This window comes from Planomicrobium sp. CPCC 101110, assembly GCF_007859395.1.
Taxonomy (GTDB): Bacteria; Bacillota; Bacilli; order Bacillales_A; family Planococcaceae; genus Planococcus.
Window position 1 is genome coordinate 1,478,508 of the sequence record NZ_VOHD01000003.1, and the last position, 21,941, is coordinate 1,500,448.

Consider the following 21,941-nt stretch of genomic DNA (forward strand, 5'->3'; position numbering starts at 1 on the left):
AATATCATGAAAAAGTTTGAAGAAAAAACCATCGTTTCAGAACGCATCTATGAAGGCAAAGTGATCAACCTGAAAGTGGACGAAGTCAGCTTGCCGAACGGCAAAACCTCTAAACGTGAGCTTATCGAACATCCCGGGGCTGTCGCGATTGTTGCGTTTACCCCGGAAAACAAAATCATTATGGTGGAACAGTACCGAAAAGCATTGGAGCGTTCCATCATCGAAATTCCGGCCGGCAAGTTGGAAAAAGGCGAAGCGCCGGAATACACAGCCATGCGGGAGCTGGAAGAAGAGACCGGCTATACGGCCGATTCATTGGAACTGATTCAATCGTTCTCAACTTCTCCTGGTTTTGCGGATGAAGTGATTCATTTGTTTTTCGCAGATGGATTGAAAAAAGCCTCAAACGGCGCTGCACTCGACGAGGATGAATTTGTGGAATTGCTGGAAGTGTCAGTTGAAGAAGCGGAACAAATGATGAAAGACAACCGGATTTATGATGCTAAAACCGCTTTTGCTGTCATCTGGGCAAAACAGCGGCTATCAATTATCAATTAAACCGTCTCTAAATGATAATCATTCTAAAGTAAGAATGATAATATGTTGTAAATGAGAACACTCCTTTGCTATAATGGAAGCAGTTTAAGGAGGGCGTCGCATGGAAACAAGGATTGATCGTATCAAAAAGCAATTGCATGCTGCGAGTTATAAATTGACGCCACAGCGTGAAGCGACCGTCCGGGTTTTGCTGGATCATGAAGAAGACCATTTGAGTGCTGAAGATGTCTATCTTTTGGTAAAAGATATTGCACCGGAAATTGGATTGGCCACTGTTTACCGGACATTGGAATTATTGACTGAATTGAAAATTGTCGACAAAATAAATTTCGGTGATGGAGTTTCCCGTTATGATTTGCGCCAAGAAGGCGCAGCGCATTTCCATCATCATTTAGTGTGTTTAGAGTGCGGAGCTGTAGATGAAATACAGGAAGACTTGTTGGGAGATGTTGAAGGCGTTGTCGAAAAGCGCTGGAACTTTCAAATTAAAGACCACCGTCTTACGTTTCATGGCATTTGCTGGCGTTGCCATGACCGCAGCTCACAAGATCCATCTCAATGATTCGTGAGAAAAAAGAAGGGCGGCCATTAAAGGTCGCCCTTCTTTTTTAATTTCTTCTATAAAAAGGGGGTTCAAAGATGAAATACGCAAAAGATGCTCTTGATGATTATCTACATTTTCTGCGCGTGGAGCGGCAGTTGGCGGCCAATACGCTTGTGTCTTACGAGAGGGATTTGAAGGGCTACATTCAGTATTTGAAAGAAGTTGAACAACTCGATTCACTGCGTAAAGTGGAACGGATACATATATTGAACCATCTTCGCCATTTGAAGGAAACGACCAAAACATCCCGGACCGTAGCAAGGCATATCTCGTCAATCCGGTCATTTCACCAATTTTTGATCCGTGAACGGGTAGTGGACAATGATCCGACGGTCCACCTGGAAATGCCGCAAATGGATAAGAAGCTGCCGAACATCTTGTCAATTGAAGAAGTGGACGCACTAATGCAAGCCCCTGCTATTGATAAAGCGAACGGGATGCGGGACCAAGCAATGCTGGAACTATTGTATGCGAGCGGCATGCGCGTCAGTGAATGCATCAATTTGGATGTGGAAGATGTCAATCTGACCATGGGTTTTGTGCGGTGTTTCGGCAAAGGGGGGAAAGAGCGGATTATTCCGCTTGGTAAATCCGCTTTGAAAGCATGCAAAACATATTTGGAAAATGCACGGCACACCTTATTGAAGCCAGCGGAAAAAACCGATGCACTGTTCATCAATCAAAGAGGGAGACGATTGACTCGGCAAGGATTTTGGAAGCTGCTGAAACAGCACGCCCAAAAAGCCGGCATCCAAAAAGAGCTGACTCCCCATACATTGCGGCACTCGTTTGCAACCCATCTGATAGAGAATGGCGCTGATTTGCGCGCTGTGCAGGAAATGCTGGGGCATGCAGATATTTCAACGACCCAAATCTATACACACGTCAGCAAAACCCGTTTGAAGGATGTGTATTCGCAATTTCATCCCAGAGCATAAAGTAGACGTCAGACTTCCGACGAGAACGCGCTTTGTGGTAGGATAGAATCGTATACAAGGAGGAAATAACATGACACTAAAACCTTTTGAAAGAATTCATTTGATTGTCCTCGATTCAGTGGGAATCGGCGAAGCTCCAGATGCTGAAGCTTTTGGCGACACTGGATCGGATACGCTTGGCCATATTGCAGAAAGCGTCGGCGGCTTGCATATGCCAAATATGGAAAACCTCGGCTTGGGCAATATCAAACCTGCCAAAGGAATCGCTGCAGCTGAAAAACCTGCAGCATATTTCGGCAAGCTGCAGGAAGCATCTGTCGGAAAAGATACAATGACAGGGCACTGGGAAATAATGGGTCTTAATATCGATACTCCTTTCAAAGTTTATCCGGATGGATTCCCGGATTCCTTGATCCAAGCGCTGGAAGAAAAAACAGGGCGCAAAGTAATCGGCAACAAACCTGCAAGCGGAACAGAAATTCTCGATGAACTGGGGCAGGAGCATATGGAAACAGGCGCCATCATTGTTTATACCTCGGCAGATCCGGTTCTTCAGATTGCCGCGCATGAGGAGATTGTGCCATTGGAAGAGCTTTATAAAATCTGCGAAATTGCGCGTGGACTTACACTGGATCCGGAATATTTGGTCGGCCGCATCATCGCTCGCCCTTTCCTTGGTGAACCCGGCGCATTCAAACGCACATCGAACCGCCATGATTACGCGTTAAAGCCTTTTGACCGCACTGTCATGAATGAGTTGAAAGACATCGGAAAAGACGTCATAGCAATCGGCAAAATCAATGATATCTATAACGGTGAAGGTGTGACCAAAACGGTCCGGACAAAAGACAATATGGACGGCATGGATAAGCTGGTGGAAGTGGCCGGCGAAAACTTCAATGGCCTCAGTTTCTTGAATCTGGTGGATTTTGACGCCTTATACGGCCACCGCAGAGATCCGGAAGGATACGGTGCAGCGCTTGAAGCATTTGACAAGCGGCTTCCGGAAGTGCTTGAAAGGTTGACTGAAAACGATCTGCTCATTATCACGGCCGACCATGGCAACGATCCGACATTCCCTGGGACAGACCATACGCGTGAATATGTGCCGCTTTTAGCTTTTTCCCCGCGTTTTGAAAGTGGAAAAGAATTGGAGCTCGGCAAAACGTTTGCAGATATCGGCGCGACAGTAGCGGAAAATTTCTCAGCGCCAATGCCGAAATTCGGCATTAGCTTTTTATCGAAATTAAAATAAAAAGGCAGGTAAAACTCATGAGAATGGTCGACTTGATAGAAAAAAAACGCGATGGTTTGGAACTTTCCACCGAAGAAATTCAGCATATTATCACCGGCTATACAAACGGCGAGATTGCAGATTATCAAATGAGCGCCTTTTTGATGGCTGTCTACTTCCAGAATATGAGCGACCGGGAGCGTGCGGATTTGACGATGGCGATGGCCGGTTCAGGCGATCAAATCGACTTGTCAGCCATCGAAGGCATCAAAGTGGACAAGCATTCGACCGGCGGCGTGGGCGATACGACTACACTGGTGCTCGGCCCGCTTGTTGCGGCGTGCGGAGTGCCGGTGGCGAAGATGAGCGGCCGCGGGCTCGGGCATACAGGCGGTACAATCGACAAACTTGAAGCCATTGAAGGCTTTCATGTGGAATTGTCCACTGAAGATTTCATTAGACAAGTCAATGATATTAAAGTGGCTGTGATCGGACAAAGTGGAAACTTGACGCCGGCGGACAAGAAGTTATATGCTCTCCGGGATGTGACTGCAACAGTCAACAGCATACCCTTGATTGCAAGTTCGATCATGAGCAAGAAAATCGCTGCTGGCGCGGATGCCATCGTCTTGGATGTTAAAACGGGCGAAGGCGCTTTTATGAAAACTGAAGAGGATGCAAAGGAATTGGCGCATGCGATGGTTGGCATCGGCAATGCGACCGGCCGCAAAACAATGGCCATCATTTCGGATATGAGCCAACCGCTTGGCTTTGCGATTGGCAACGCGCTTGAAGTGAAAGAAGCGATTGAAACGCTTCGAGGCAAAGGGCCGGAGGACTTGACGGAGCTTTGCCTGGTTCTTGGCAGCCAAATGGTCGTTGTCGGCGGCAAAGCAAAAACTTTGGAAGAAGCGCGCGCCATGCTTGTGCAAGCGATAGAAAATGGCGAAGCGTTGAACATTTTCAAGCAATTCATCGAAAGCCAGGGCGGCAACCCGGCTGTTGCCGATAACGTGGAACTGCTTCCGCAGGCTGCATTCAAAACAGCAGTACCGTCTGAGAGGGAAGGCTATATTTCATTTATGGAAGCTGATGAAATTGGTACTGCAGCCATGATCTTGGGAGCAGGAAGAGCTACGAAAGAGTCTGAAATCGATTTGGCGGTCGGCATTGTCCTCCATAAGAAAGTGGGCGACTTTGTCCAGGAAGGCGAATCAATTGCAACGGTTTATTCCAATACGGAAGATGTCGCAGAATGCCTGCGCATGTTGTATAATAGTGTAGAATATTCAAGCGAACCGGTCGAAAAGACACCGCTTATTTCTGCGGTGATCACCGATTAACTCGTCTTGCTGAGATTATTCTCAGCAAGATTTTTCATATCTGCCATTCGCGGCTAGGAGGGAACTCATGCATTTATACGGAACACAAGCCATCAATGGCCAAGGCCATCTGACAATCGGCGGAACAGACACTGTAGAATTGGCAAAAGAATACGGAACACCGCTTTTTGTATATGATATTCAATTATTCCGTGATCGTGCCAAGGCATTCCAGAAGACATTCGAAGACGAGGCGGTTGCCTATCAGGTGGCTTATGCCAGCAAGGCGTTTTCAAGCATAGCCATTTATCAGGTGGCGGCTGAAGAGAATTTGTCTCTTGATGTAGTATCCGGAGGGGAATTGTACACGGCCATCCAAGCCGGATTCCCGACAGAAAAAATCCACTTTCATGGCAACAACAAAAGTGAAGCGGAATTGCGCATGGCCTTTGAAGAAGGAATCGGCTGCATCGTAGTCGACAACTTTTATGAAATCGATCTTTTGAAAAAACTTTCGGAAGAACTTAAGCAGCCGATGAACATCCTATTGCGGGTGACTCCGGGGATTGAAGCTCATACGCACGATTATATTACAACCGGGCAGGAAGATTCGAAATTCGGATTTGATTTGAAAAACGGCCAGGCGGATGAAGCGTTCCGACGGACATATGGCCATTCGTTCCTGAATCTTATGGGGCTTCATTGCCACATCGGTTCACAAATTTTTGATACAACCGGTTTCCAGTTGGCTGCCGAAAAGCTGGTCGAAAAGATGTCAGGCTGGGAAAAGGAATATGGCTACCGCTGCCCGGTTTTGAATCTTGGAGGCGGTTTTGGCATCCGCTATACAGAGGAGGACCAGCCGCTCGAGCCGGCAATCTACGTAAGAGATATGATCCGCACTGTCAAAAAAGTGTCGGCAGCTGCGGATTTCCAGTTGCCTGAAATCTGGATTGAGCCAGGACGGTCGTTAGTCGGCGATGCCGGCACAACGCTGTATACAGTCGGTTCAATGAAAGAAGTGCCGGGGCTTCGCAAATATGCGGCAGTTGACGGGGGAATGTCCGATAATATTCGTCCCGCTTTATATGGAGCCAAATACGCTTCGCTTCTTGCCAACAAAGCGGATGCGGAAGCAAACGAGCAGTACACCATTGCTGGAAAGCTTTGCGAGTCAGGGGACAAGTTGATAGAAGAAGCGCGTTTGCCGGCTGTGGAAGCAGGCGATATTTTAAGTGTGTTCTGCACGGGCGCCTATGGCTATTCCATGGCCAGCAACTATAACCGCATCGGCCGTCCTGCTGTTGTCTTTGTGGAAAACGGAGAACATCAGCTGGTGGTGCGACGGGAGTCCAATGAAGACTTGATCACCCATGACATGTCATACAAGCAAAAAGTCAAAGACAAATGAATAGAGCCAACGTGCTGTTATTGATATTCCTGCTGGTAGTGGCCATCGGGTGGGGAATCCTCTATTGGGTTTTCTTCGCAGATAATGTTCTAGGCGGTTAAGCTTTTTGTGAACTTGTGTTCTTCGCGAGTTTATAGTAGGATGTACAAAGCCGTGTATGGACGAAAACGAGGGATTAGTTATGCTACTAAGATACAAAAAATCATTCGAAAAAATCGCGATGGGTTTAATGTCATTCATGCCAAAAGAGCGGGATTTGAAAGTGCTTCAGCAAACGATGCAGAAATACGAAGATAATCCTGAGTGGCAATTGTTTCTCTGGAAAAAGGGAGAAGATTTTGTCGGGTTATTGGGAGTGGAAGTAGAAGAAGGCGCGTTCACGATCCACCACATGTCGGTCAACCCTTCTTATAGAAACGAAGGGATTGGCCATGCCATGGTCGAGAAAATCCAACAAACAATGCAGGACAGGGAAATGCGCTCGACGGAAGAAACGCGTGCATTTCTAGAAAAATGCCCTCAAAAAAAAGGCGGACTTTGATCAAAGGTTCCGCCTTTTTTTTTGTTCACGCAAACTGATGATGGAAGAACGGTCCCGCAGCCGGTGTTTATGCATGATATAATATGGATCCTGAGGGGCGATGGGATGGGCAGTCTGATAGCTTGCCACCATTTCCTTCAAGTCTTCAGATTCTATCGGGATTTGATAAGGGGAAAATGGCTTTCGGTCGGTAACCGCTTCTATGGAGACGGTCAACAGCCGGATCAGTTCAGCGTGATCGAATCCTTCCACCCAGATGCCTCCATCCGTGAGTTTTGCTTTTGCGCGGATGAACGATCGCAAAGCGCCAGGGTAATTGCTTCTTCTCCAATGGTACATGCCGACGGCCATCTGGATCCAGCCGGTCAGGGGATGGGTTTTATCTTTGGGTGCAAGAGATTTCCAGTAATCTTCGCCAACTTCGTGGCATTCAAAATAATCTTGTTCGCTATTGAAATTTATTAGGAATTGGATAAATAGCGGATGGTGGAGTGGGTGCATTTCAATCCCCTTTCTACTATAATAATATAAGTATCTTTAACAGTCAGGTGGTTAAGCATGTCCTATGAAGTAAAAGTTGAGGCCTTTGAAGGCCCTCTTGATTTATTATTGCATTTAATACACCGTTTGGAAATTGATATTTACGATATCCCGGTTTCACAGATCACTTCACAGTATATGGAACATATTCGCGCTCTGCAAGTTCTTGAACTGAATGAGGCGAGCGAATACCTGGTCATGGCTGCGACATTGCTCGCGATCAAGAGCAAGATGCTGCTGCCGGTCCATGAAGGGGAACTGGAGGATATCGAATACGAATTCGAAGACCAGGATCCGCGGGATGAACTGGTTTCACGGCTAGTGGAATACCGGAAATTCAAGGAAGCGTCTTTGCAGATGAAGGAGATGGAGAAAAATCGTTCGATCCTTTTCACGAAATCGCCCAAGGATTTATCCGAATATCAGCTTTCCATTCCAGTCGAGAACGTCGATTTGGAAGTGAACGCATACGATATGCTGGCCGCTTTTCAGAAGATGCTGCGCCGCAAGCAATTGAAGGCGCCATTGTCCGCCCGCATAGCACGCCAGGAAATTTCAATCAAAGACCAGATGACGTCAATTGTCAGCAGGTTGAAAGCCGCAAAAGGAAAAACGTCTTTTACAGATTTGTTTCCATCAAGCGACAAGTCAGTTTTAGTGGTTTCGTTTTTGTCGGTTCTTGAACTGATGAAACGGCAAGTGATAGCCGTAGAGCAGGAAAAGAATTTCACTGATTTGCTGGTGGAACTTAGAAAGGAAACGTGGGAATATGAAGACGAATCTTTCGAATAAAATCGAGGCGCTGCTTTTTGTAGTTGGCGATGATGGGCTGACGATGGCCCAGCTTGAGTTTCTGACTGAAGCGGCAGAAACTGAAATCCGGGAATGCATCGATGAAATGGCCAATCGCTATAAAGAACCTGAAAGCGGATTGATGATCAAAGAATTTTCAGGGGTTTTTCAGCTCGTCACGAAGCCTGAAGCAGCGGAAACCATCCAAAAGCTTGTGGAAAACCCGACGCCGCAAGCGCTGTCGCAGGCATCGCTTGAAGTGCTTGCAATCATTGCGTACAAACAGCCGCTGACGCGCTTGGAAATAGAGGATCTACGCGGCGTCAAAAGTGAAAAGCCGCTCCAGACGCTTGCTGCAAAAGGCCTGATTCAGGAAATGGGCCGTGCGGAAGGCGCCGGGCGCGCCATTTTATACGGTACAACGAACGAATTCCTCAATTATTTTGGTTTGAAAAACCTGGGTGAACTTCCGCCTCTTCCAGAAGAAGCGGGTGGCGAGCCGGAAGAAGAGACGGATTTGTTTATGACCAAGTTTCAAGAAACATTCAAAGAAGAAGTGAAAGCTTGACCGTTTGAAGGGAGACTGGGGATGGGGTGCAGTCTTCCTTTGTTTTTGTGGAGGCGTCGAACTTTCGCTTTTATGCTAAATGTGACATAATTCCGAGAGGAACGAACGGAAAAATATCAATGAGGTGAACTTATGGAGAGATTACAGAAAATGTTGGCACATGCCGGCATCGCATCAAGACGGAAGTCAGAACAGTTGATTCTTGACGGAAAAGTCAAAGTCAACGGCAAAGTGGTAAAAGAATTAGGCACAAAAGTATCGCACTCCGACACGATTGAAGTGGAAGGCGTGCAGCTTGAAAAAGAACAGAAAGTATATTATTTATTGTACAAGCCGCGCGGAGTCATTTCTGCGGTCAGCGATGATAAAAATAGAAAAGTGGTCACCGATTTCTTTGAGACGGTAGAAAAACGCATTTATCCGGTTGGACGCTTGGACTACGATACATCAGGCTTGCTGATCATGACAAATGACGGGGAGTTCGCCAATCTGCTGACCCACCCTAAATTTGAAATCGACAAAACATATGTTGCCCGCCTCAAAGGCATTCCGGCGCGGGAAGATTTACAGAAGCTGGAGCGCGGCATAAAGCTTGAAGATGGCATGACGGCACCGGCAAAAGTCAAATTGCTGTCTGCAGACCGGAAAACTGGAAAGGCCATTGTGCAGATTACGATCCATGAAGGCAGAAACCGCCAAGTGCGGAGAATGTTCGATGCCATCGGTTTCCCTGTCCAAAAACTGAGCCGGGAACAGTTCGCATTTTTAACGTTGAAAGGCTTGAATGCAGGAGAATCGAGAGAACTCAGCGCCCACGAAGTGAAGCTATTGCGGGTTATGGCGGAAACCGGAAAGCGCCATTAACGTTCACAAACCATTCAAAACTGCGTCCATTCAATAGTAGAAACTTTGCTATAATTGGTTTTGCATAAACCTCGAAGGAGGGAACATAAATGAGCGAAAAGAAAAAGAACAAAAAGAAAAACAGAGTCATTATGCGTTCAGTCATTCTCTTTTTGATGATTGCTGCTATCGGATACACCCTTTACAACAACGCAACAGCTGAAGATGTCAGCGTGTTGAAGGTCGGCGATGAAGCGCCCGATTTTAAACTGGTTGACCTTGAAGGCGAAAGCCATCAGTTGTCTGATTATAAAGGACAGGGAGTTTTCTTGAATTTCTGGGGAACTTGGTGCAAGCCTTGCGCAAAAGAGATGCCTGCTATGGATCGCCAATTTGAAGTGTTCAAAGACCAAGGCGTCCAAGTGCTGGCAGTGAATATTGCACAATCCGAATTCGAAGTCCAGTCGTTTGCCGATCAATATGATTTGTCATTTCCCGTTGTTATCGACAAGACGAAAAGCGTAATGACCGCTTACAACATCATACCGCTGCCGACGACGGTATTGGTGAATCCGGAAGGCAAGATCGAACGGATTGTCACGGGTGAAATGACAGAACAGGATATTGAAGGGTTTATGGAAGAAATTAAACCTGAATAAGGAGTTTTTTCGGATGGACAAAATGCAATGCCAATGCGGTCATGTGAATCCGCCCGGGACTATCCTTTGTGAATCGTGCGGACGCTCTTTGACCGAGAAGGAACAAAACAGCAAGCTTGTGGACATGCGCTATGAAGGGACCGCGAGAAGATCCCAGACCTACAACAAATCGATCATCGACAAAATCTGGAATTTCTTTTCCAGTGTCAAAGTGGGCGTAGGGATTATTGTTGCGCTTCTGGTGGCTGCCGCCATCGGCACGATTTTGCCGCAAGAGGAATATGTGCAAGTGGCCACTCGGAATGAAGATACGATAAAGGCCTATTATTCAGATGTATATGGTGAAATCGGCCGAATCTATCATTTTTTAGGGTTCCATGATTTATACAGTTCGTTCTGGTTCATTATCCTGGTGGGGATGCTTGCCATTTCTCTTATCATAGCGAGCCTCGACCGCTTTGTGCCGCTTTACCGTTCCCTGAAAAACCAGCGGGTTCTCCGCCATGAAAGCTTCATAAACAAACAGCGCATATACGGGAAGGGCTATGCCCAGGAAGATGTGCTGGCCAAAGCGGAAACAAAGCTTAAAGAATTAAAGTATAACGTAAAGCTGGACAAGAACGGCTTGCTTGCTGAAAAAGGCCGTTTTTCACGGTGGGGTCCATATGTCAACCATATCGGATTGATCATCTTCCTTTTCGGGGTTATGCTGCGCATGATTCCGGGATTTTATGTGGACGAAACCTTATGGATCCGGGAAGGCGAGACTAGGGCCATACCGGAAGTGCCGGATTACGCCCTTGAAAGCAAGAGCTTTGAACTGGAAACATATAGCGGCGAAGAAAACGGCGGCGCTTTCAGCGAAGCGGTGGACCGGGTCGGAAGCGTCGCTAAAAATTATCAGACAGATGTCATTCTGTATAAAAAGCCGGAAAACAGCCTGCCAGGGGCAACAGAAGATATGGAAGTGGTAAAGGAATACCCAATCCGCGTCAATCAACCCCTGAAATTTGACGGCTATGCTGTCTACCAGATGGATTTCAAATTAGATGAACTCAAGGCCATGACGTTCGCTTTGACGAACAAAGAGACAGAAGAATCGCTGGGCGAATTGACGATTGATTTGATTGATCCTGAAAAAATGTACGAACTTGAAAACGGTGCAACAGTAGAACTGAAGGGGTATTATCCTGATTTTTCCGGTTTTGAAAACGGAGAACCACAGACAGCCACCCCGCTTCCGAACAATCCAGGTTTCTTGGTTGAAATGACGACTCCTGAAACGCCAAAAGGGGAAACAAGTTTCATTCTTATAAGAAATACGATTGAACCTTTTGGGGATAACCAATTCAAATTGGAGTTTCAGGGCGTTGAAACTCGCGATGTATCCGGTTTGACAATCCGTAAAGACAGCACATTGCCAATTCTCGGGCTAGGCGGTCTGATTTTCATGATCGGTGTAGCGCAAGGGATGTACTTTAACCATCGCCGGTTCTGGATCCAACAAAAAGCGAATGGGGAAGTTATTCTGGCGGGCCATACAAACAAAAACTGGTATGCCCTGAAAAAAGACCTCGAGCAAGTTTCAGCGTATGCGTCACTTCCAGCTTATTCTGATCAGCAGGAAGAAATCGAGAAACAAATGAAAAAGGAAGGTGAGGAAGCGTTATGACTTTGGCCGAAATGAGCTCCAATTTCCTGTACGCAGCCTTCATTGCCTACCTGATCGCCACCTTTGTTTTTGGCGGAGCAGTAAAAGGCAATAAAACAGGCACATATAATTCGGAAAGCCGTTGGGGAAAGACGGCTTTCATAATCACTATCATCGGTTTTCTGGCCAATCTGGCTTATTTCTTTACAAGATGGGGAGCAACCGGACATGCGCCGCTCAGCAATATGTTCGAGTTTACTACTGCGTTCGGAATGACGCTTGTCGGCGGATTTTTAGTCCTTTACTTCCTATATAAAACGCCTGTCCTTGGGATGGTTGTTTTGCCGGTGGCTTTGTTGATCATTGCTTTCGCAAGCATGTTCCCAAGTGAAGTCAGCCCATTGATTCCGGCGCTTCAGTCCAACTGGCTGGCAATCCACGTCAGCACGGTGGTGATAGCTGAAGGGATTTTGGCAATCAGCGCGGCCGCAGGATTGGTCTACCTGTTAAAAGTAGTCGATTTAACAAAAAGGTCTAAACAGCGTTTTTGGCTGGAAGCTATTATGTATTCCCTTGTGCTTGTGCTAGGTTTTGTTATCGCCAGCACTTATTTTACAGCTGCAGGTTATCAAGCGGATTTCTCATACGTTGATAAAGAAGGCGTTGAGGCGGAGATCGAATACAAGATGCCGCCGATTTTCGGCATGAATGAATATACGGCCCTGTCTGAAAACACAATGACGCCGCTTGCAGAAATGCCTGCAGTGATCAATGCGAGCAAATTGACGACTGTTACGTGGTCATTGATTTTTGGAACGATTCTTTATTGGTTGATCCGGCTTGTTGCCCGAAGAAGAATCGCGGCCATCCTGAAACCGTTCGTCAAGAACGTCAACTTGAACTTGATGGATGAGATCGGCTATCGGGCTGTTATCATCGGTTTTCCGGTGTTCTCGTTAGGGGCATTGATCTTTGCAATGATCTGGGCTCAGATTGCCTGGTCGCGTTTTTGGGGCTGGGATCCAAAAGAAGTGTGGGCGCTTATCACATGGCTGTTCTATGCCGCTTACTTGCATTTGCGACTGGGCAAAGGATGGCAAGGCGAAAAATCAGCATGGCTTGGCGTGATTGGGTTTACAATTATCCTATTCAACCTTGTAGCTGTTAACTTGATAATTGCGGGGCTTCACTCGTACGCATAAAATAAAAAGCCTTTTCCATGGCAGGAAAAGGCTTTTTATTTATTTTTAGTTTTGTTGAAGGTACAATGAATCGTAAGAGAGAAAAGTTGGAGGGGTTACAATGTCTGAAGAAATCACTGTATTGGTTGTAGATGACGAAGAAAGGATCCGCCGGCTGCTGAAAATGTACCTTGAGCGCGAAGGGTATGTAGTGGAAGAAGCCGAGAACGGCGTCCAAGCTTTAGAAATGGCAACCGAAAAAGACTACCACTGCATCTTGCTCGATCTCATGATGCCGGAAAAAGATGGCATCGAAGTGAGCACGGAGCTGCGTGAACAGAAAATGACGCCAATTATCATGCTGACGGCAAAAGGAGAAGAAGCGAACCGGGTCCAGGGGTTTGAATCGGGAGCGGATGATTATATCGTAAAACCGTTCAGCCCGAGAGAAGTGGTGCTGCGGGTCAAAGCGATTTTGCGCCGCTCGTCCGCTTATTCGCCTGTAACCAATTCATCCGTTTCGAAGGATTTGGTCGTGTTTCCACATTTGACGATCGATCATGATGCTCATCGGGTCACCGCGGACAATGTTGAAGTGAATTTGACGCCAAAAGAATACGAGCTTTTATATTTCCTTGCAAAATCTCCGGATAAAGTGTTTGACCGGGAACATCTGCTGAAAGAAGTGTGGCATTATGACTTTTTCGGCGATTTGCGTACTGTCGATACCCATGTAAAGCGATTGCGCGAAAAGTTGAATCGTGTATCGGAATCAGCCGCTAAGATGATTGTCACTGTTTGGGGCGTAGGATATAAATTTGAGGTTGGAAATGAATAGAATATGGAATAGTGTCGTCGGGAAGCTGTGGTTAACCATTTTGCTTCTCGTTTCCTTTGTCCTGTTTATTGTAACTGTCCTGCTGCTGGAGTTTCTTGGGAACTATCACAGTGAAGCGGTTGAGGACACCTTAAAGCAGGAAGCGGCAACAATCGCCCGGATTTTCAACGATTACGGGGAAGTTTCCAACTCCATGACAATCATCGAAGATATTCTTGGTCCGGACACCAATGCTGTAATTGCCGAAGTTCCCCATGAAAGCACTTACTATATCCATGAGGGCATTAATGGAGAAGAGGTGCGTGAGACTATTTTGAACGAACCGGACTTCCAGAAAGTGTTCGAAACCGACCAGACGGTCATAAAAGAAATGCTTCTTCCTTCATTGTCCGAAGAAGATATGATGGAATCTTATATAGTGCTTGCCAGTCCGATCCAAACAGGGGAAGAGATGCACGGGACGGTCTTCATCTATCAGTCGCTCGAAGTCATGGACCGTACAGCCGGCAGGACGACTAATATTGTTTTTCTATCAGCGTTTATCGCATTTATATTGACTACTTTTTTTGCCTTTTTCTTATCCACCCGAATCACGCTGCCGTTGCGGAAAATGCGCGAAGGGGCATTTGAACTGGCTAAAGGAAATTTTGACACGAAAGTCCGGGCAGCGTCCAGTGATGAAATCGGCCAGTTGGCTACTGCATTCAATCAAATGGGCCGCCAACTGAAGCATCACGTCGAAGTCATCAATCAGGAAAAAGAACAGCTTTCAAGCATATTGACATCCATGGCTGATGCGGTCATTACATTCAACCAAGACCGGACCATTCTGCTCAGCAACCCGCCAGCTGAAAAACTTCTTCAGCAGTGGCTCAATAAGATCAGCAACAAGGAAAATGAACCGCTGCCCCCCGAAATGGTCCATATGCTTGACCATGTCCTGACGTTTGAAGAGGAAATTGAAGAGGAACTGGAGATGGAAGGCGCCTATTACGCCATTACCTTCAGCCCGCTCTACAGCGGCGAATCGATTCGCGGGGCAGTGGCAGTATTGCATAACATGACCGAACAGCATCGGCTTGAGAAGCTGCGTGAGGATTTTATCGCTAATGTATCCCACGAGCTCCGTACGCCAATTGCAATGCTTCAAGGCTATAGTGAAGCGATACTGGATGATGTTGGGGCAACAGAAGAAGAACGCCGTGAAATGACAAAAATCATTTACGAAGAATCCCAACGCATGGGCCGCCTGGTCACTGACCTGCTGAACTTGGCTCGCTTGGAATCCGGCCATATGCGGCTTTACAAAAACGTTGTGCAAATCAATAGTGTGATTGAACGCATGACAATGAAGTTTTCCCAAGCTGCGAAGGAAAAAGGCATCCATTTGTCCTTCAAAACCAGCCTTGACGATTGGGCCGCCACAGAACTTGACGAAGACCGGATTGAGCAAGTTATGACAAATCTGATCGACAATGCTATGCGCCACACGCCGGAAGAAGGGCATGTCATGGTCAATGTCGAACAAGAACAAGGATACGCGAAAATTTCCGTCAACGATACAGGCATCGGAATAACTAAAGAAGACCTGGAATACGTTTTCGAACGCTTTTACAAAGCGGATAAAGCCCGGACGCTCGGCAAGGGCGGCACAGGGCTGGGCCTTGCAATCGCCAGCAACATCATCAAAGCCCACGGCGGTGAGATTTACGCAGAAAGCGAAGTTGGCGTTGGAACTTCCTTTATCTTTTTGCTCCCATTGAAAAAGATGTAACTTTTTATAAATAGATACGACTAATCTAAAGAACGGGGGGGAGTTCATGAATGACTCCGTTTTTCATCGGCTTTACGATCAATATCATCAAGATGTCTTTCAGTTTCTTATCTATTTAGTAAAAAACCGCACGCTGGCAGAAGACTTGATGCATGAAGTGTATATCCGCGTTTTTCGGGCATATGACCGCTTTGAAGGGAAAAGCTCTGAAAAAACCTGGCTTTTTTCCATTGCCAAAAATGTCGCAATTGATCATTTCCGCAAAGCGGCTGTCAGAAAAAAGCATTCGATGGATTTTTTTGATTGGGAAACACAGCAATTGGTTTCGTCCGAACGCATCCCTGAAGAAATTTCGATGTTGAACGAAGACAAAATAAGGCTTTATAAAACATTGGACCTTTGTACGGGAGATCAGAAAATGGTCATAATCATGCGGTTTTTCCAAGATCTTTCGATAGCTGAAACTGCGGAAGTATTAGGTTGGACGGAAGGAAAAGTAAAAACGACACAGCACCGTGCGATAAATTCATTGCGCGATAAATTATCCTCTATGGAAGGGGGAGAGGCGAATGCCGAATAGCAAATGGGATGAGAGGTATATTGAAAATCTGTTAGGAGATTTTCCGGCAATTCAAGACCATCGGCCAAAAGATGAGGTTTACAGCCGTCTTGCCAAAAAAAGCCTACCCCGACAAAAGCGGCAGAGAAACTGGCTGCCTTTGCTTGTGGCAGTATTGGCCTTTATGACAGTAGGGATCCTTGTAGCCTCTATTCTAAGCCAAAACGGCATCGATTCGGCCTTTGAAGAAAGCGTATCTGACCAGCCGGCAGAGACGGCAGTCACTTCCCCTGAGCCTGAAGGCGATACCGGAGAGAATTCCGCCGCAATTTCAAGCCAGGAAAGCCAGGAAAGCCAGCAAAGAGAAGAATCCTCTGATTTTTCAGCAATGCAGCCGGCTGCGCTTAGCCGGACCGCAGTTTACTCTAATGAATTGGAAGGGGCCACCTTGTTTACAATTGGAATGACTGAAAATGCGTATGTGATTCCTGTTTCTTTTTTGATTCCCAACGAACAGATCGAAAGAGATTTTGACAGTGGGACGCCCACCTCTGTGGAGCTCTACAACCAGTATGCTTCCAATCTTGACGAAGAGGAGCTTGGCTTCGAGGAGTATCACCCTTATGCCGGGACAATAACGAAAACGGATAATGGGGCGGCGCATATGCTGCCGAGTGACCACAAATATGATGAGGCATCAGCAAGCATTGGCGTCTATATGGCTTCAATCCAGGAGACTTTCAAAGATGTGGAAGAAGTGGCGGTATTGAATGAAGACGGAACTCCGGCGGAATTCGGGCAAGTTGGGACAATGGAACCGATCAAGACCGGTGCTGCAAATGTTGCCTATCATGCTTACACAACAGCAACAGGGGCGACATACCTTTTGCCAAGCTACGGCATGACTTTTGGTTCTGCAGCAGAAGCTGTCGAAGGGCTTTCGGCATCGCCGAGTGATTTTCAGCAGGCGACAATCCCTGAAGACGCATCCTTTGCCGTTACCGAAACGGAAGAACTTGTTGAAGTCCAATTTACAGAGCCCCTTGATATGGATTCGATTGAACCATCGGCAGCGGTCCGTATGGTGGAAAGCTTGGCTTTGACGGCTCAATCGTTCGGCAAACAAGTGCAATTGGGAAACACGGTGCAAGAACAGTGGAACGATTTCGATTTCACCCAGCCGATTGCAGCTCCTATAGCGCCGAACAAAATGGAGTGGCCATTGCAATAACGTTTTTAAAAAATGAAAAGAAACCGGGCGTAGTGTAAGCATTATAGTTTACATTACGCCTTTTTTCTACTAACATTAGGATATAATAAAATATCGATTCATCTTCGGGGCAGGGTGCAATTCCCTACCGGCGGTAATAGAACCCAGTTCTTAAGCCCGCGAGCCGTAAATGGCAGGATTTGGTGCGATTCCAAAGCCGACAGTATAGTCTGGATGGGAGAAGGTGAAGGTACGGACGTATGTCGTTTACACGTAAACGAAGCGCTCTTTTTCAGTGTGCCTTTTTCTCCCTTGAGCAGTTTGAACGCTTAAGGGATTTTCTGTGTAACGGCGTAGGCCGAACCTTTCTTCTGGTGAATCTTTAAGGAGAGAGGAAAAAATGAAGAACAAAAAGTTACAATCTATGATCGCAATCGGGATGTTGAGCAGTATTTCTTTTATCTTAATGCTTTTCAATTTTCCATTGCCTGCGCTGCCTGCATTCTTGAAAGTCGATTTTAGCGATGTTCCTGCGCTGATCGCAGCTATTACCATGGGTCCGGCTGCCGGTATTCTTGTCGCCTTTTTCAAAAACGTATTGGATTGGCTGTTCCAAGGGAGCCAGACCGGAGTGCCGGTTGGCCACATGGCGAATTTCGCCACAAGCATTTTGTTTATCATGCCGGTGTATTTGATCTACCGTAAAATGTCCAACAAAAAAGGAATCTTAGTGGGGCTTACTATGGGGACTTTATCGATGGCAATCGGTATGAGTGTTTTGAACTATTTCGTCTTTTTGCCGATGTACACTTATTTCCTGAACTTCCCGGCAGAAACCGGAAGCGCCCTTTTTAATAGCATCCTTCTTGGTATATTGCCATTCAACCTGATAAAAGGATTCATGCTGACGGCAGTGGTTTTGCTTATGTTCAACAGCCTTCAATCCTGGATAGAGAAACAGCGTGCTTATTATCATTGATGCATCCAGCAGGATGGGGATTCCCGGCCTGTTGATAACATAAAAACAGGCATGCATGGAAGTAGCCACTTTCATGCATGCCTGTTTTATTTTCTTAGTCTTCGTATTTGAGGGGGTTCCCATCAAACGGAGCATCCGCTACTTTGATCGAATCAGTTGGACAGCCTTCGAATGCGTCCTCCATGTCTTCCTCTAATTCGTCTGGAACTTGCTCTACTCCCGTGTTATTATCTAGAATAACAAACGCAATTCCTTCATCGTCATAGTCGTAAATATCTGGTGCAGCCGCTCCGCAAGCTCCGCAAGCGATACAAGTATCCTTATCGACAATGGTATACTTAGCCATAATGCTTCCTCTCCTTTATCTCCGAACAAGTTCAGTTATACTATCAGATTCATTCTATAGATGTTTGTTTAGTTTTTCAACCAAAAACGCTAGGGGGACATGCCTTGTTATTTGACGAACTTTTAATCGCAATCATGAAAGCGGTGAATCGAGAGCGGACGATCTCTTCTCCTTTCCATCTGATAAAGGGGAAAAAGTCAGGGCAAACGATCCAAGATATCGGTTATTATGGGCTATATCCTTATTTTGCTGTTATGCCGAGGCTTGAGAAGCGCTTCTACGATCAGGTGGTAGAGGGTCTTTTTGCGCGTGGTCTGCTGCAAAAAAATGAAGACGTCATTGACTTGACGGACTTGGCCTTGACTTCCCAAACCCCCAAAACACAATTGGACGGCTGGAAATACCGTGGCAATGAACAGTTGTTTTTGAATCGGCTGTCACTAATTGTTCAAACTTTTTCCCATATCAGCCAAAAAGTGAACGTTTTTGATCCGGTAGTGAATACAGAAGAAATCCAATTATGGGTAAAGGCTTATTTGCGTAAAAGCAACTTTCGCGATCGGGCTGCAACAGCCGCTTTCAAAACACAACTTATGGACAGTTTGGAAGAGGCGCCTGTGACCGAAAGGCATAAAATGATTTTAATGCAGCGCTTATCAGGGTTAGGCTCAAGCGGATTGACGTGGGAACAGATTGCTGCAAGCCATGGAATGACTCCGCTGGATGTCCAGCTGTTCACAGTTGAAACATTGCATGCCTGGATGCAGATCATCGAGCAAAATCGTTATCCTCTGCTGTCAATGCTGATGGAAGGGGTCATTCAACAGTCAGCTTTGACGGAGTCGGCCCAGCGTACCGAAAAGCTTTTCGCCAGGGGATTTGCCTTGCATCAGATTGCGGAGCTGCGGCAATTGAAAACCAGCACCATCGAAGATCATTTTGTCGAACTTGCCATGAACGATCCTTATTTCGATTATTCATCTTTTCTCAGCGAAGAATTATATCAGGCAATTGTGGCAGTAAGCCGGAAACAGCAAACAAAAAGATTGCGCGATATAAAGGAAAAGGTGCCGGAAGCCTCATATTTTCAAATCCGGCTGGCACTGGCCATCAGATAAGCACAAAAAAAGCGGCACCGAACAGCCGTCAAACAGAAAGGAGAAAGACAAGTGGAATTGGAAAAATTGCTATACTCTACATATGGCTTTAGTTCATTCCGGCCCGGGCAGCGGGAAGTTATTGAGGAAGTTCTAAAAGGCAATAACGTGATTGCACTGCTTCCGACTGGCATGGGGAAATCGATGTGCTATCAATTGCCCGCCCATCTCTTGCCTGGAAGCGTTCTGATCGTTTCGCCGTTACTGTCATTGATGCAGGACCAAGTGGCACAGCTGAAAAAAATGGGTGAAAAATCGGTGGTCGCGATCAATTCTTTCTTGAAACCGGAAGACAAAGAGAAAATCTGGAGCACTCTTGGAAATTACCGTTTTATCTTTATCTCCCCGGAAATGCTTGTGCAGCCTTTTGTCAAAAAGCAGTTGCAGCGCATTTCGATATCGCTGCTTGTGGCCGATGAGGCGCACTGCATTTCCCAGTGGGGATTTGATTTTCGGCCGGATTACTTGCGGATCGCCGAAATCATGCCTTTGCTGAATTACCCGCAAGTCCTGGCGCTGACCGCTACAGCTACATCAAAAGTAACGAATGAAATAAAAAAGTATTTAAACATATCGAACCCTTTCATATATACCCATCCTATGGACCGAAAAAATCTGGTTTATGACGTCAAGCGGTTCGAAGACCAAAAAGAAAAAATCGGATGGTTGAAGAAATTCGTCGACCACTGTGAGGGCCCGGGGATTGTTTATGCCGGTACAAGAAAAAAAGCGGAACAGCTGGCTTTGGATCTTACAAATAGCGGTTTGTCAGCCTCTTTTTATCACGGAGGCATGGATCATCAGGATCGCATATTTGTCCAGCAGCAATTCCAGAACGGGGAATTGGACTGGGTTTGTTCGACCAATGCCTTTGGAATGGGAGTGCACATTCCGAACATCCGCCACGTTATCCATTTCCAGCTGCCGACATCGGTCGAAGGATATGTCCAAGAAGTCGGAAGAGCCGGCCGGGACGGCAAAGCAGCCTTGGCGACGCTTCTTTATGCGGAAGGCGATGAAGGGCTGTTGGAAAGTCTTGTAATGGATGAATTGCCTACTGTCAGAGAAATACGGGAAGTTTACGCCAACCGCACCGAACCCGAACGTTTGGTCGAACAAGGAATTGTCAGGGAAACGGCTCTGCGGGTAATTGCGTACTGGCAAAGCCGGCTGCCGCTGGAAGGGACGCTTCTGCAAATAGAGGAACTGCAGAAGGAAAAAATAAAACAAGCTGAAAAAATACGGAAACTGGTAACTATTGATGGGTGTATACGTCAATATATCAGTGAATGCTTTGATCAACATTTGCTCGACAAACCGGAGAATTGCTGCGTTAATGATGGCATTGACTATTCCGTTTTCAAAAAACGGGTGAAAAAGGCGGTGAAAGTTGTTCCGGCTAGTTGGAAAGACCGGCTAGATGCCCTTCTTCCTTCGTAAGAATACCTAGAAGAAACATTTACAAATAGCAATATTTTAGGCATAATGTAATTATTAGACAGGAATAGGAGAAATCGATTATGGGAAAGCAAAATTACCGGGAATCAATTGAAAAAGATCGCCAAAAAATTGCTGTAGCAAACCCTGCGGCTCCTTCCAGAAGAGCTGCGCGCAATTCGGCCAAAAATCTGCCGAAAAAGAAAAAAAGTATTTTGTTGCCGACCTTATTTTTCCTTTTTATTTTAATCCCTGTAACGATCCTTATCTATGTAGCCGTTTTCTATCAGCCAGATGATACCATCACGACACAAGCGATGAATAACGAAGTCAGTATAGAAACAAATACCGCACCTGACACTCCTATTGTTCCGGTAGAAGTGGAAGAAGATCAAGAAGAAGAGCCTGCAGAAGCGGCGGCAGCAAAAGCGGCCGATTCCGAAAAAGCGGCAGAAACCGCCAGTGAACAACCTGCGGAAGCATCGGCTGAAAAACAGCCTAAGGCAGAACCGAAAGCAGAACCAAAAGAAGAACCAAAAGAAGAACCAAAAGAAGCGGTGGAAAAACAGCCCGAACAGCCGCAGCAAGCTGCAAAAACATACGTAGTGAAACCTCAGGAAACCTTATACCGGATTGCAGTGAACAACTATGGGGCAGCGGGGGCAGCAGCGGCAGTCGAGAAAATCAAACAGGCGAACGGACTGGCATCCAATTCGATAAGTCCTGGACAAACATTAATTTTACCGTAATGGAGGAATTGGCTCCAACGGAGTCGAATAAGTTTTAATATAGATTGAGA

The 21,941-nt window shown here is 46.3% G+C and carries 23 protein-coding genes and 1 riboswitch; of the genes, 21 read left to right on the plus strand and 2 right to left on the minus strand.

The features are described from left to right. Positions 1–6: 6 nt before the first annotated feature. From FQV30_RS07185 to FQV30_RS07215, 7 genes are all read left to right on the plus strand, one after another. A complete protein-coding gene (locus FQV30_RS07185; protein WP_146499409.1) occupies positions 7–558 on the plus strand; it encodes an NUDIX hydrolase in 552 nt (183 codons plus the stop codon). 100 nt (positions 559–658) lie between these two features. Further along, complete coding sequence (gene fur / locus FQV30_RS07190) at positions 659–1,120, plus strand: ferric iron uptake transcriptional regulator (RefSeq protein ID WP_146499410.1); 462 nt, start codon at positions 659–661, stop codon at positions 1,118–1,120. Positions 1,121–1,197: 77 nt separating this feature from the next. Beyond that, entirely contained in the window at positions 1,198–2,100 is a 903-nt protein-coding gene (gene xerD, locus FQV30_RS07195) for a site-specific tyrosine recombinase XerD (RefSeq protein ID WP_146499411.1), read from the plus strand. A 70-nt stretch (positions 2,101–2,170) separates the two neighbouring features. Further along, the gene (gene deoB, locus FQV30_RS07200; protein WP_146499412.1) at positions 2,171–3,355 is read left to right on the plus strand and encodes a phosphopentomutase; all 1,185 of its coding nucleotides are present in this window, start codon (positions 2,171–2,173) and stop codon (positions 3,353–3,355) included. A 17-nt stretch (positions 3,356–3,372) separates the two neighbouring features. After that, positions 3,373–4,677: a pyrimidine-nucleoside phosphorylase gene (locus FQV30_RS07205; RefSeq protein WP_146499413.1), complete on the plus strand. Its 1,305-nt coding sequence runs from the start codon at positions 3,373–3,375 to the stop codon at positions 4,675–4,677. Positions 4,678–4,744: 67 nt separating this feature from the next. Beyond that, entirely contained in the window at positions 4,745–6,067 is a 1,323-nt protein-coding gene (lysA, locus tag FQV30_RS07210; protein ID WP_146499414.1) for a diaminopimelate decarboxylase, read from the plus strand. Between the two features lie 181 nt (positions 6,068–6,248). Next, positions 6,249–6,608 carry a GNAT family N-acetyltransferase gene (locus FQV30_RS07215; RefSeq protein WP_146499415.1) on the plus strand — a complete coding sequence of 120 codons (360 nt, stop codon included), beginning with the start codon at positions 6,249–6,251 and terminating at the stop codon, positions 6,606–6,608. Here the strand turns inward: FQV30_RS07215 and FQV30_RS07220 are convergent, their stop codons facing one another. After that, positions 6,609–7,109 (minus strand): DUF309 domain-containing protein, encoded by a 501-nt coding sequence (locus FQV30_RS07220; RefSeq protein ID WP_146499416.1) that lies wholly within the window; start codon positions 7,107–7,109, stop codon positions 6,609–6,611. Between the two features lie 57 nt (positions 7,110–7,166). Between FQV30_RS07220 and FQV30_RS07225 the strand changes: the two genes are divergently transcribed. From FQV30_RS07225 to FQV30_RS07275, 11 genes are all read left to right on the plus strand, one after another. Next, entirely contained in the window at positions 7,167–7,940 is a 774-nt protein-coding gene (locus FQV30_RS07225) for a segregation/condensation protein A (protein ID WP_146499417.1), read from the plus strand. Further along, complete coding sequence (gene scpB / locus FQV30_RS07230) at positions 7,918–8,508, plus strand: SMC-Scp complex subunit ScpB (RefSeq protein ID WP_146499418.1); 591 nt, start codon at positions 7,918–7,920, stop codon at positions 8,506–8,508. Before FQV30_RS07225 ends, scpB begins: the two co-directional genes overlap by 23 nt. Positions 8,509–8,640: 132 nt before the next feature. After that, the gene (locus FQV30_RS07235; protein ID WP_146499419.1) at positions 8,641–9,372 is read left to right on the plus strand and encodes a pseudouridine synthase; all 732 of its coding nucleotides are present in this window, start codon (positions 8,641–8,643) and stop codon (positions 9,370–9,372) included. Positions 9,373–9,461: 89 nt separating this feature from the next. Then, on the plus strand, positions 9,462–10,010 hold the full coding sequence (resA, locus tag FQV30_RS07240; RefSeq protein WP_146499420.1) for a thiol-disulfide oxidoreductase ResA: 549 nt from the start codon (positions 9,462–9,464) through the stop codon (positions 10,008–10,010). Positions 10,011–10,023: 13 nt separating this feature from the next. Next, positions 10,024–11,682 (plus strand): cytochrome c biogenesis ResB family protein, encoded by a 1,659-nt coding sequence (locus FQV30_RS07245; protein ID WP_146499421.1) that lies wholly within the window; start codon positions 10,024–10,026, stop codon positions 11,680–11,682. Beyond that, positions 11,679–12,863, plus strand: coding sequence for a c-type cytochrome biogenesis protein CcsB (ccsB, locus tag FQV30_RS07250; RefSeq protein ID WP_146499422.1), 1,185 nt, complete (start codon positions 11,679–11,681; stop codon positions 12,861–12,863). Before FQV30_RS07245 ends, ccsB begins: the two co-directional genes overlap by 4 nt. Before the next feature lie 100 nt (positions 12,864–12,963). After that, positions 12,964–13,680 (plus strand): response regulator transcription factor, encoded by a 717-nt coding sequence (locus tag FQV30_RS07255; protein WP_146499423.1) that lies wholly within the window; start codon positions 12,964–12,966, stop codon positions 13,678–13,680. Further along, positions 13,673–15,454 (plus strand): ATP-binding protein, encoded by a 1,782-nt coding sequence (locus FQV30_RS07260; RefSeq protein WP_146499424.1) that lies wholly within the window; start codon positions 13,673–13,675, stop codon positions 15,452–15,454. Before FQV30_RS07255 ends, FQV30_RS07260 begins: the two co-directional genes overlap by 8 nt. 46 nt (positions 15,455–15,500) lie before the next feature. Then, positions 15,501–16,034, plus strand: coding sequence for an RNA polymerase sigma factor SigX (sigX, locus tag FQV30_RS07265; RefSeq protein WP_146499425.1), 534 nt, complete (start codon positions 15,501–15,503; stop codon positions 16,032–16,034). Beyond that, positions 16,024–17,244, plus strand: a complete 1,221-nt coding sequence (locus FQV30_RS07270) for a hypothetical protein (protein ID WP_146499426.1) — start codon at positions 16,024–16,026, stop codon at positions 17,242–17,244. Before sigX ends, FQV30_RS07270 begins: the two co-directional genes overlap by 11 nt. A 96-nt stretch (positions 17,245–17,340) precedes the next feature. After that, positions 17,341–17,473: riboswitch (FMN riboswitch) on the plus strand. Between the two features lie 150 nt (positions 17,474–17,623). After that, entirely contained in the window at positions 17,624–18,202 is a 579-nt protein-coding gene (locus tag FQV30_RS07275) for an ECF transporter S component (protein WP_146499427.1), read from the plus strand. 94 nt (positions 18,203–18,296) lie between these two features. On the opposite strand, the gene FQV30_RS07280 is transcribed toward FQV30_RS07275, so the two are convergent. Next, positions 18,297–18,548, minus strand: a complete 252-nt coding sequence (locus FQV30_RS07280) for a ferredoxin (protein ID WP_146499428.1) — start codon at positions 18,546–18,548, stop codon at positions 18,297–18,299. Positions 18,549–18,652: 104 nt separating this feature from the next. On the opposite strand from FQV30_RS07280, the gene FQV30_RS07285 reads away from it, so the two are divergent. The 3 genes from FQV30_RS07285 to FQV30_RS07295 all read left to right on the plus strand — a co-directional run bounded on the left by FQV30_RS07285 (position 18,653) and on the right by FQV30_RS07295 (position 21,891). Continuing rightward, complete coding sequence (locus FQV30_RS07285) at positions 18,653–19,666, plus strand: YpbB family protein (protein WP_146499429.1); 1,014 nt, start codon at positions 18,653–18,655, stop codon at positions 19,664–19,666. A 51-nt stretch (positions 19,667–19,717) separates the two neighbouring features. Next, positions 19,718–21,145 (plus strand): RecQ family ATP-dependent DNA helicase, encoded by a 1,428-nt coding sequence (locus FQV30_RS07290; RefSeq protein WP_146499430.1) that lies wholly within the window; start codon positions 19,718–19,720, stop codon positions 21,143–21,145. An 80-nt stretch (positions 21,146–21,225) separates the two neighbouring features. Continuing rightward, positions 21,226–21,891: a LysM peptidoglycan-binding domain-containing protein gene (locus FQV30_RS07295; RefSeq protein WP_146499431.1), complete on the plus strand. Its 666-nt coding sequence runs from the start codon at positions 21,226–21,228 to the stop codon at positions 21,889–21,891. Positions 21,892–21,941: the final 50 nt, after the last annotated feature.

Coding starts and splice junctions, on each gene's coding strand:
- FQV30_RS07215 (WP_146499415.1), top strand. CDS start 6,249: ATGCTACTAAGATACAAAAAATCATTCGAAAAAATCGCGATGGGTTTA.
- FQV30_RS07295 (WP_146499431.1), top strand. CDS start 21,226: ATGGGAAAGCAAAATTACCGGGAATCAATTGAAAAAGATCGCCAAAAA.
- fur (WP_146499410.1), top strand. CDS start 659: ATGGAAACAAGGATTGATCGTATCAAAAAGCAATTGCATGCTGCGAGT.
- FQV30_RS07275 (WP_146499427.1), top strand. CDS start 17,624: ATGAAGAACAAAAAGTTACAATCTATGATCGCAATCGGGATGTTGAGC.
- FQV30_RS07225 (WP_146499417.1), top strand. CDS start 7,167: ATGTCCTATGAAGTAAAAGTTGAGGCCTTTGAAGGCCCTCTTGATTTA.
- FQV30_RS07255 (WP_146499423.1), top strand. CDS start 12,964: ATGTCTGAAGAAATCACTGTATTGGTTGTAGATGACGAAGAAAGGATC.
- FQV30_RS07220 (WP_146499416.1), bottom strand. CDS start 7,109: ATGCACCCACTCCACCATCCGCTATTTATCCAATTCCTAATAAATTTC.
- FQV30_RS07280 (WP_146499428.1), bottom strand. CDS start 18,548: ATGGCTAAGTATACCATTGTCGATAAGGATACTTGTATCGCTTGCGGA.
- FQV30_RS07235 (WP_146499419.1), top strand. CDS start 8,641: ATGGAGAGATTACAGAAAATGTTGGCACATGCCGGCATCGCATCAAGA.
- FQV30_RS07260 (WP_146499424.1), top strand. CDS start 13,673: ATGAATAGAATATGGAATAGTGTCGTCGGGAAGCTGTGGTTAACCATT.
- sigX (WP_146499425.1), top strand. CDS start 15,501: ATGAATGACTCCGTTTTTCATCGGCTTTACGATCAATATCATCAAGAT.
- scpB (WP_146499418.1), top strand. CDS start 7,918: ATGAAGACGAATCTTTCGAATAAAATCGAGGCGCTGCTTTTTGTAGTT.
- FQV30_RS07270 (WP_146499426.1), top strand. CDS start 16,024: ATGCCGAATAGCAAATGGGATGAGAGGTATATTGAAAATCTGTTAGGA.
- FQV30_RS07245 (WP_146499421.1), top strand. CDS start 10,024: ATGGACAAAATGCAATGCCAATGCGGTCATGTGAATCCGCCCGGGACT.
- lysA (WP_146499414.1), top strand. CDS start 4,745: ATGCATTTATACGGAACACAAGCCATCAATGGCCAAGGCCATCTGACA.
- xerD (WP_146499411.1), top strand. CDS start 1,198: ATGAAATACGCAAAAGATGCTCTTGATGATTATCTACATTTTCTGCGC.
- FQV30_RS07185 (WP_146499409.1), top strand. CDS start 7: ATGAAAAAGTTTGAAGAAAAAACCATCGTTTCAGAACGCATCTATGAA.
- FQV30_RS07205 (WP_146499413.1), top strand. CDS start 3,373: ATGAGAATGGTCGACTTGATAGAAAAAAAACGCGATGGTTTGGAACTT.
- deoB (WP_146499412.1), top strand. CDS start 2,171: ATGACACTAAAACCTTTTGAAAGAATTCATTTGATTGTCCTCGATTCA.
- resA (WP_146499420.1), top strand. CDS start 9,462: ATGAGCGAAAAGAAAAAGAACAAAAAGAAAAACAGAGTCATTATGCGT.
- ccsB (WP_146499422.1), top strand. CDS start 11,679: ATGACTTTGGCCGAAATGAGCTCCAATTTCCTGTACGCAGCCTTCATT.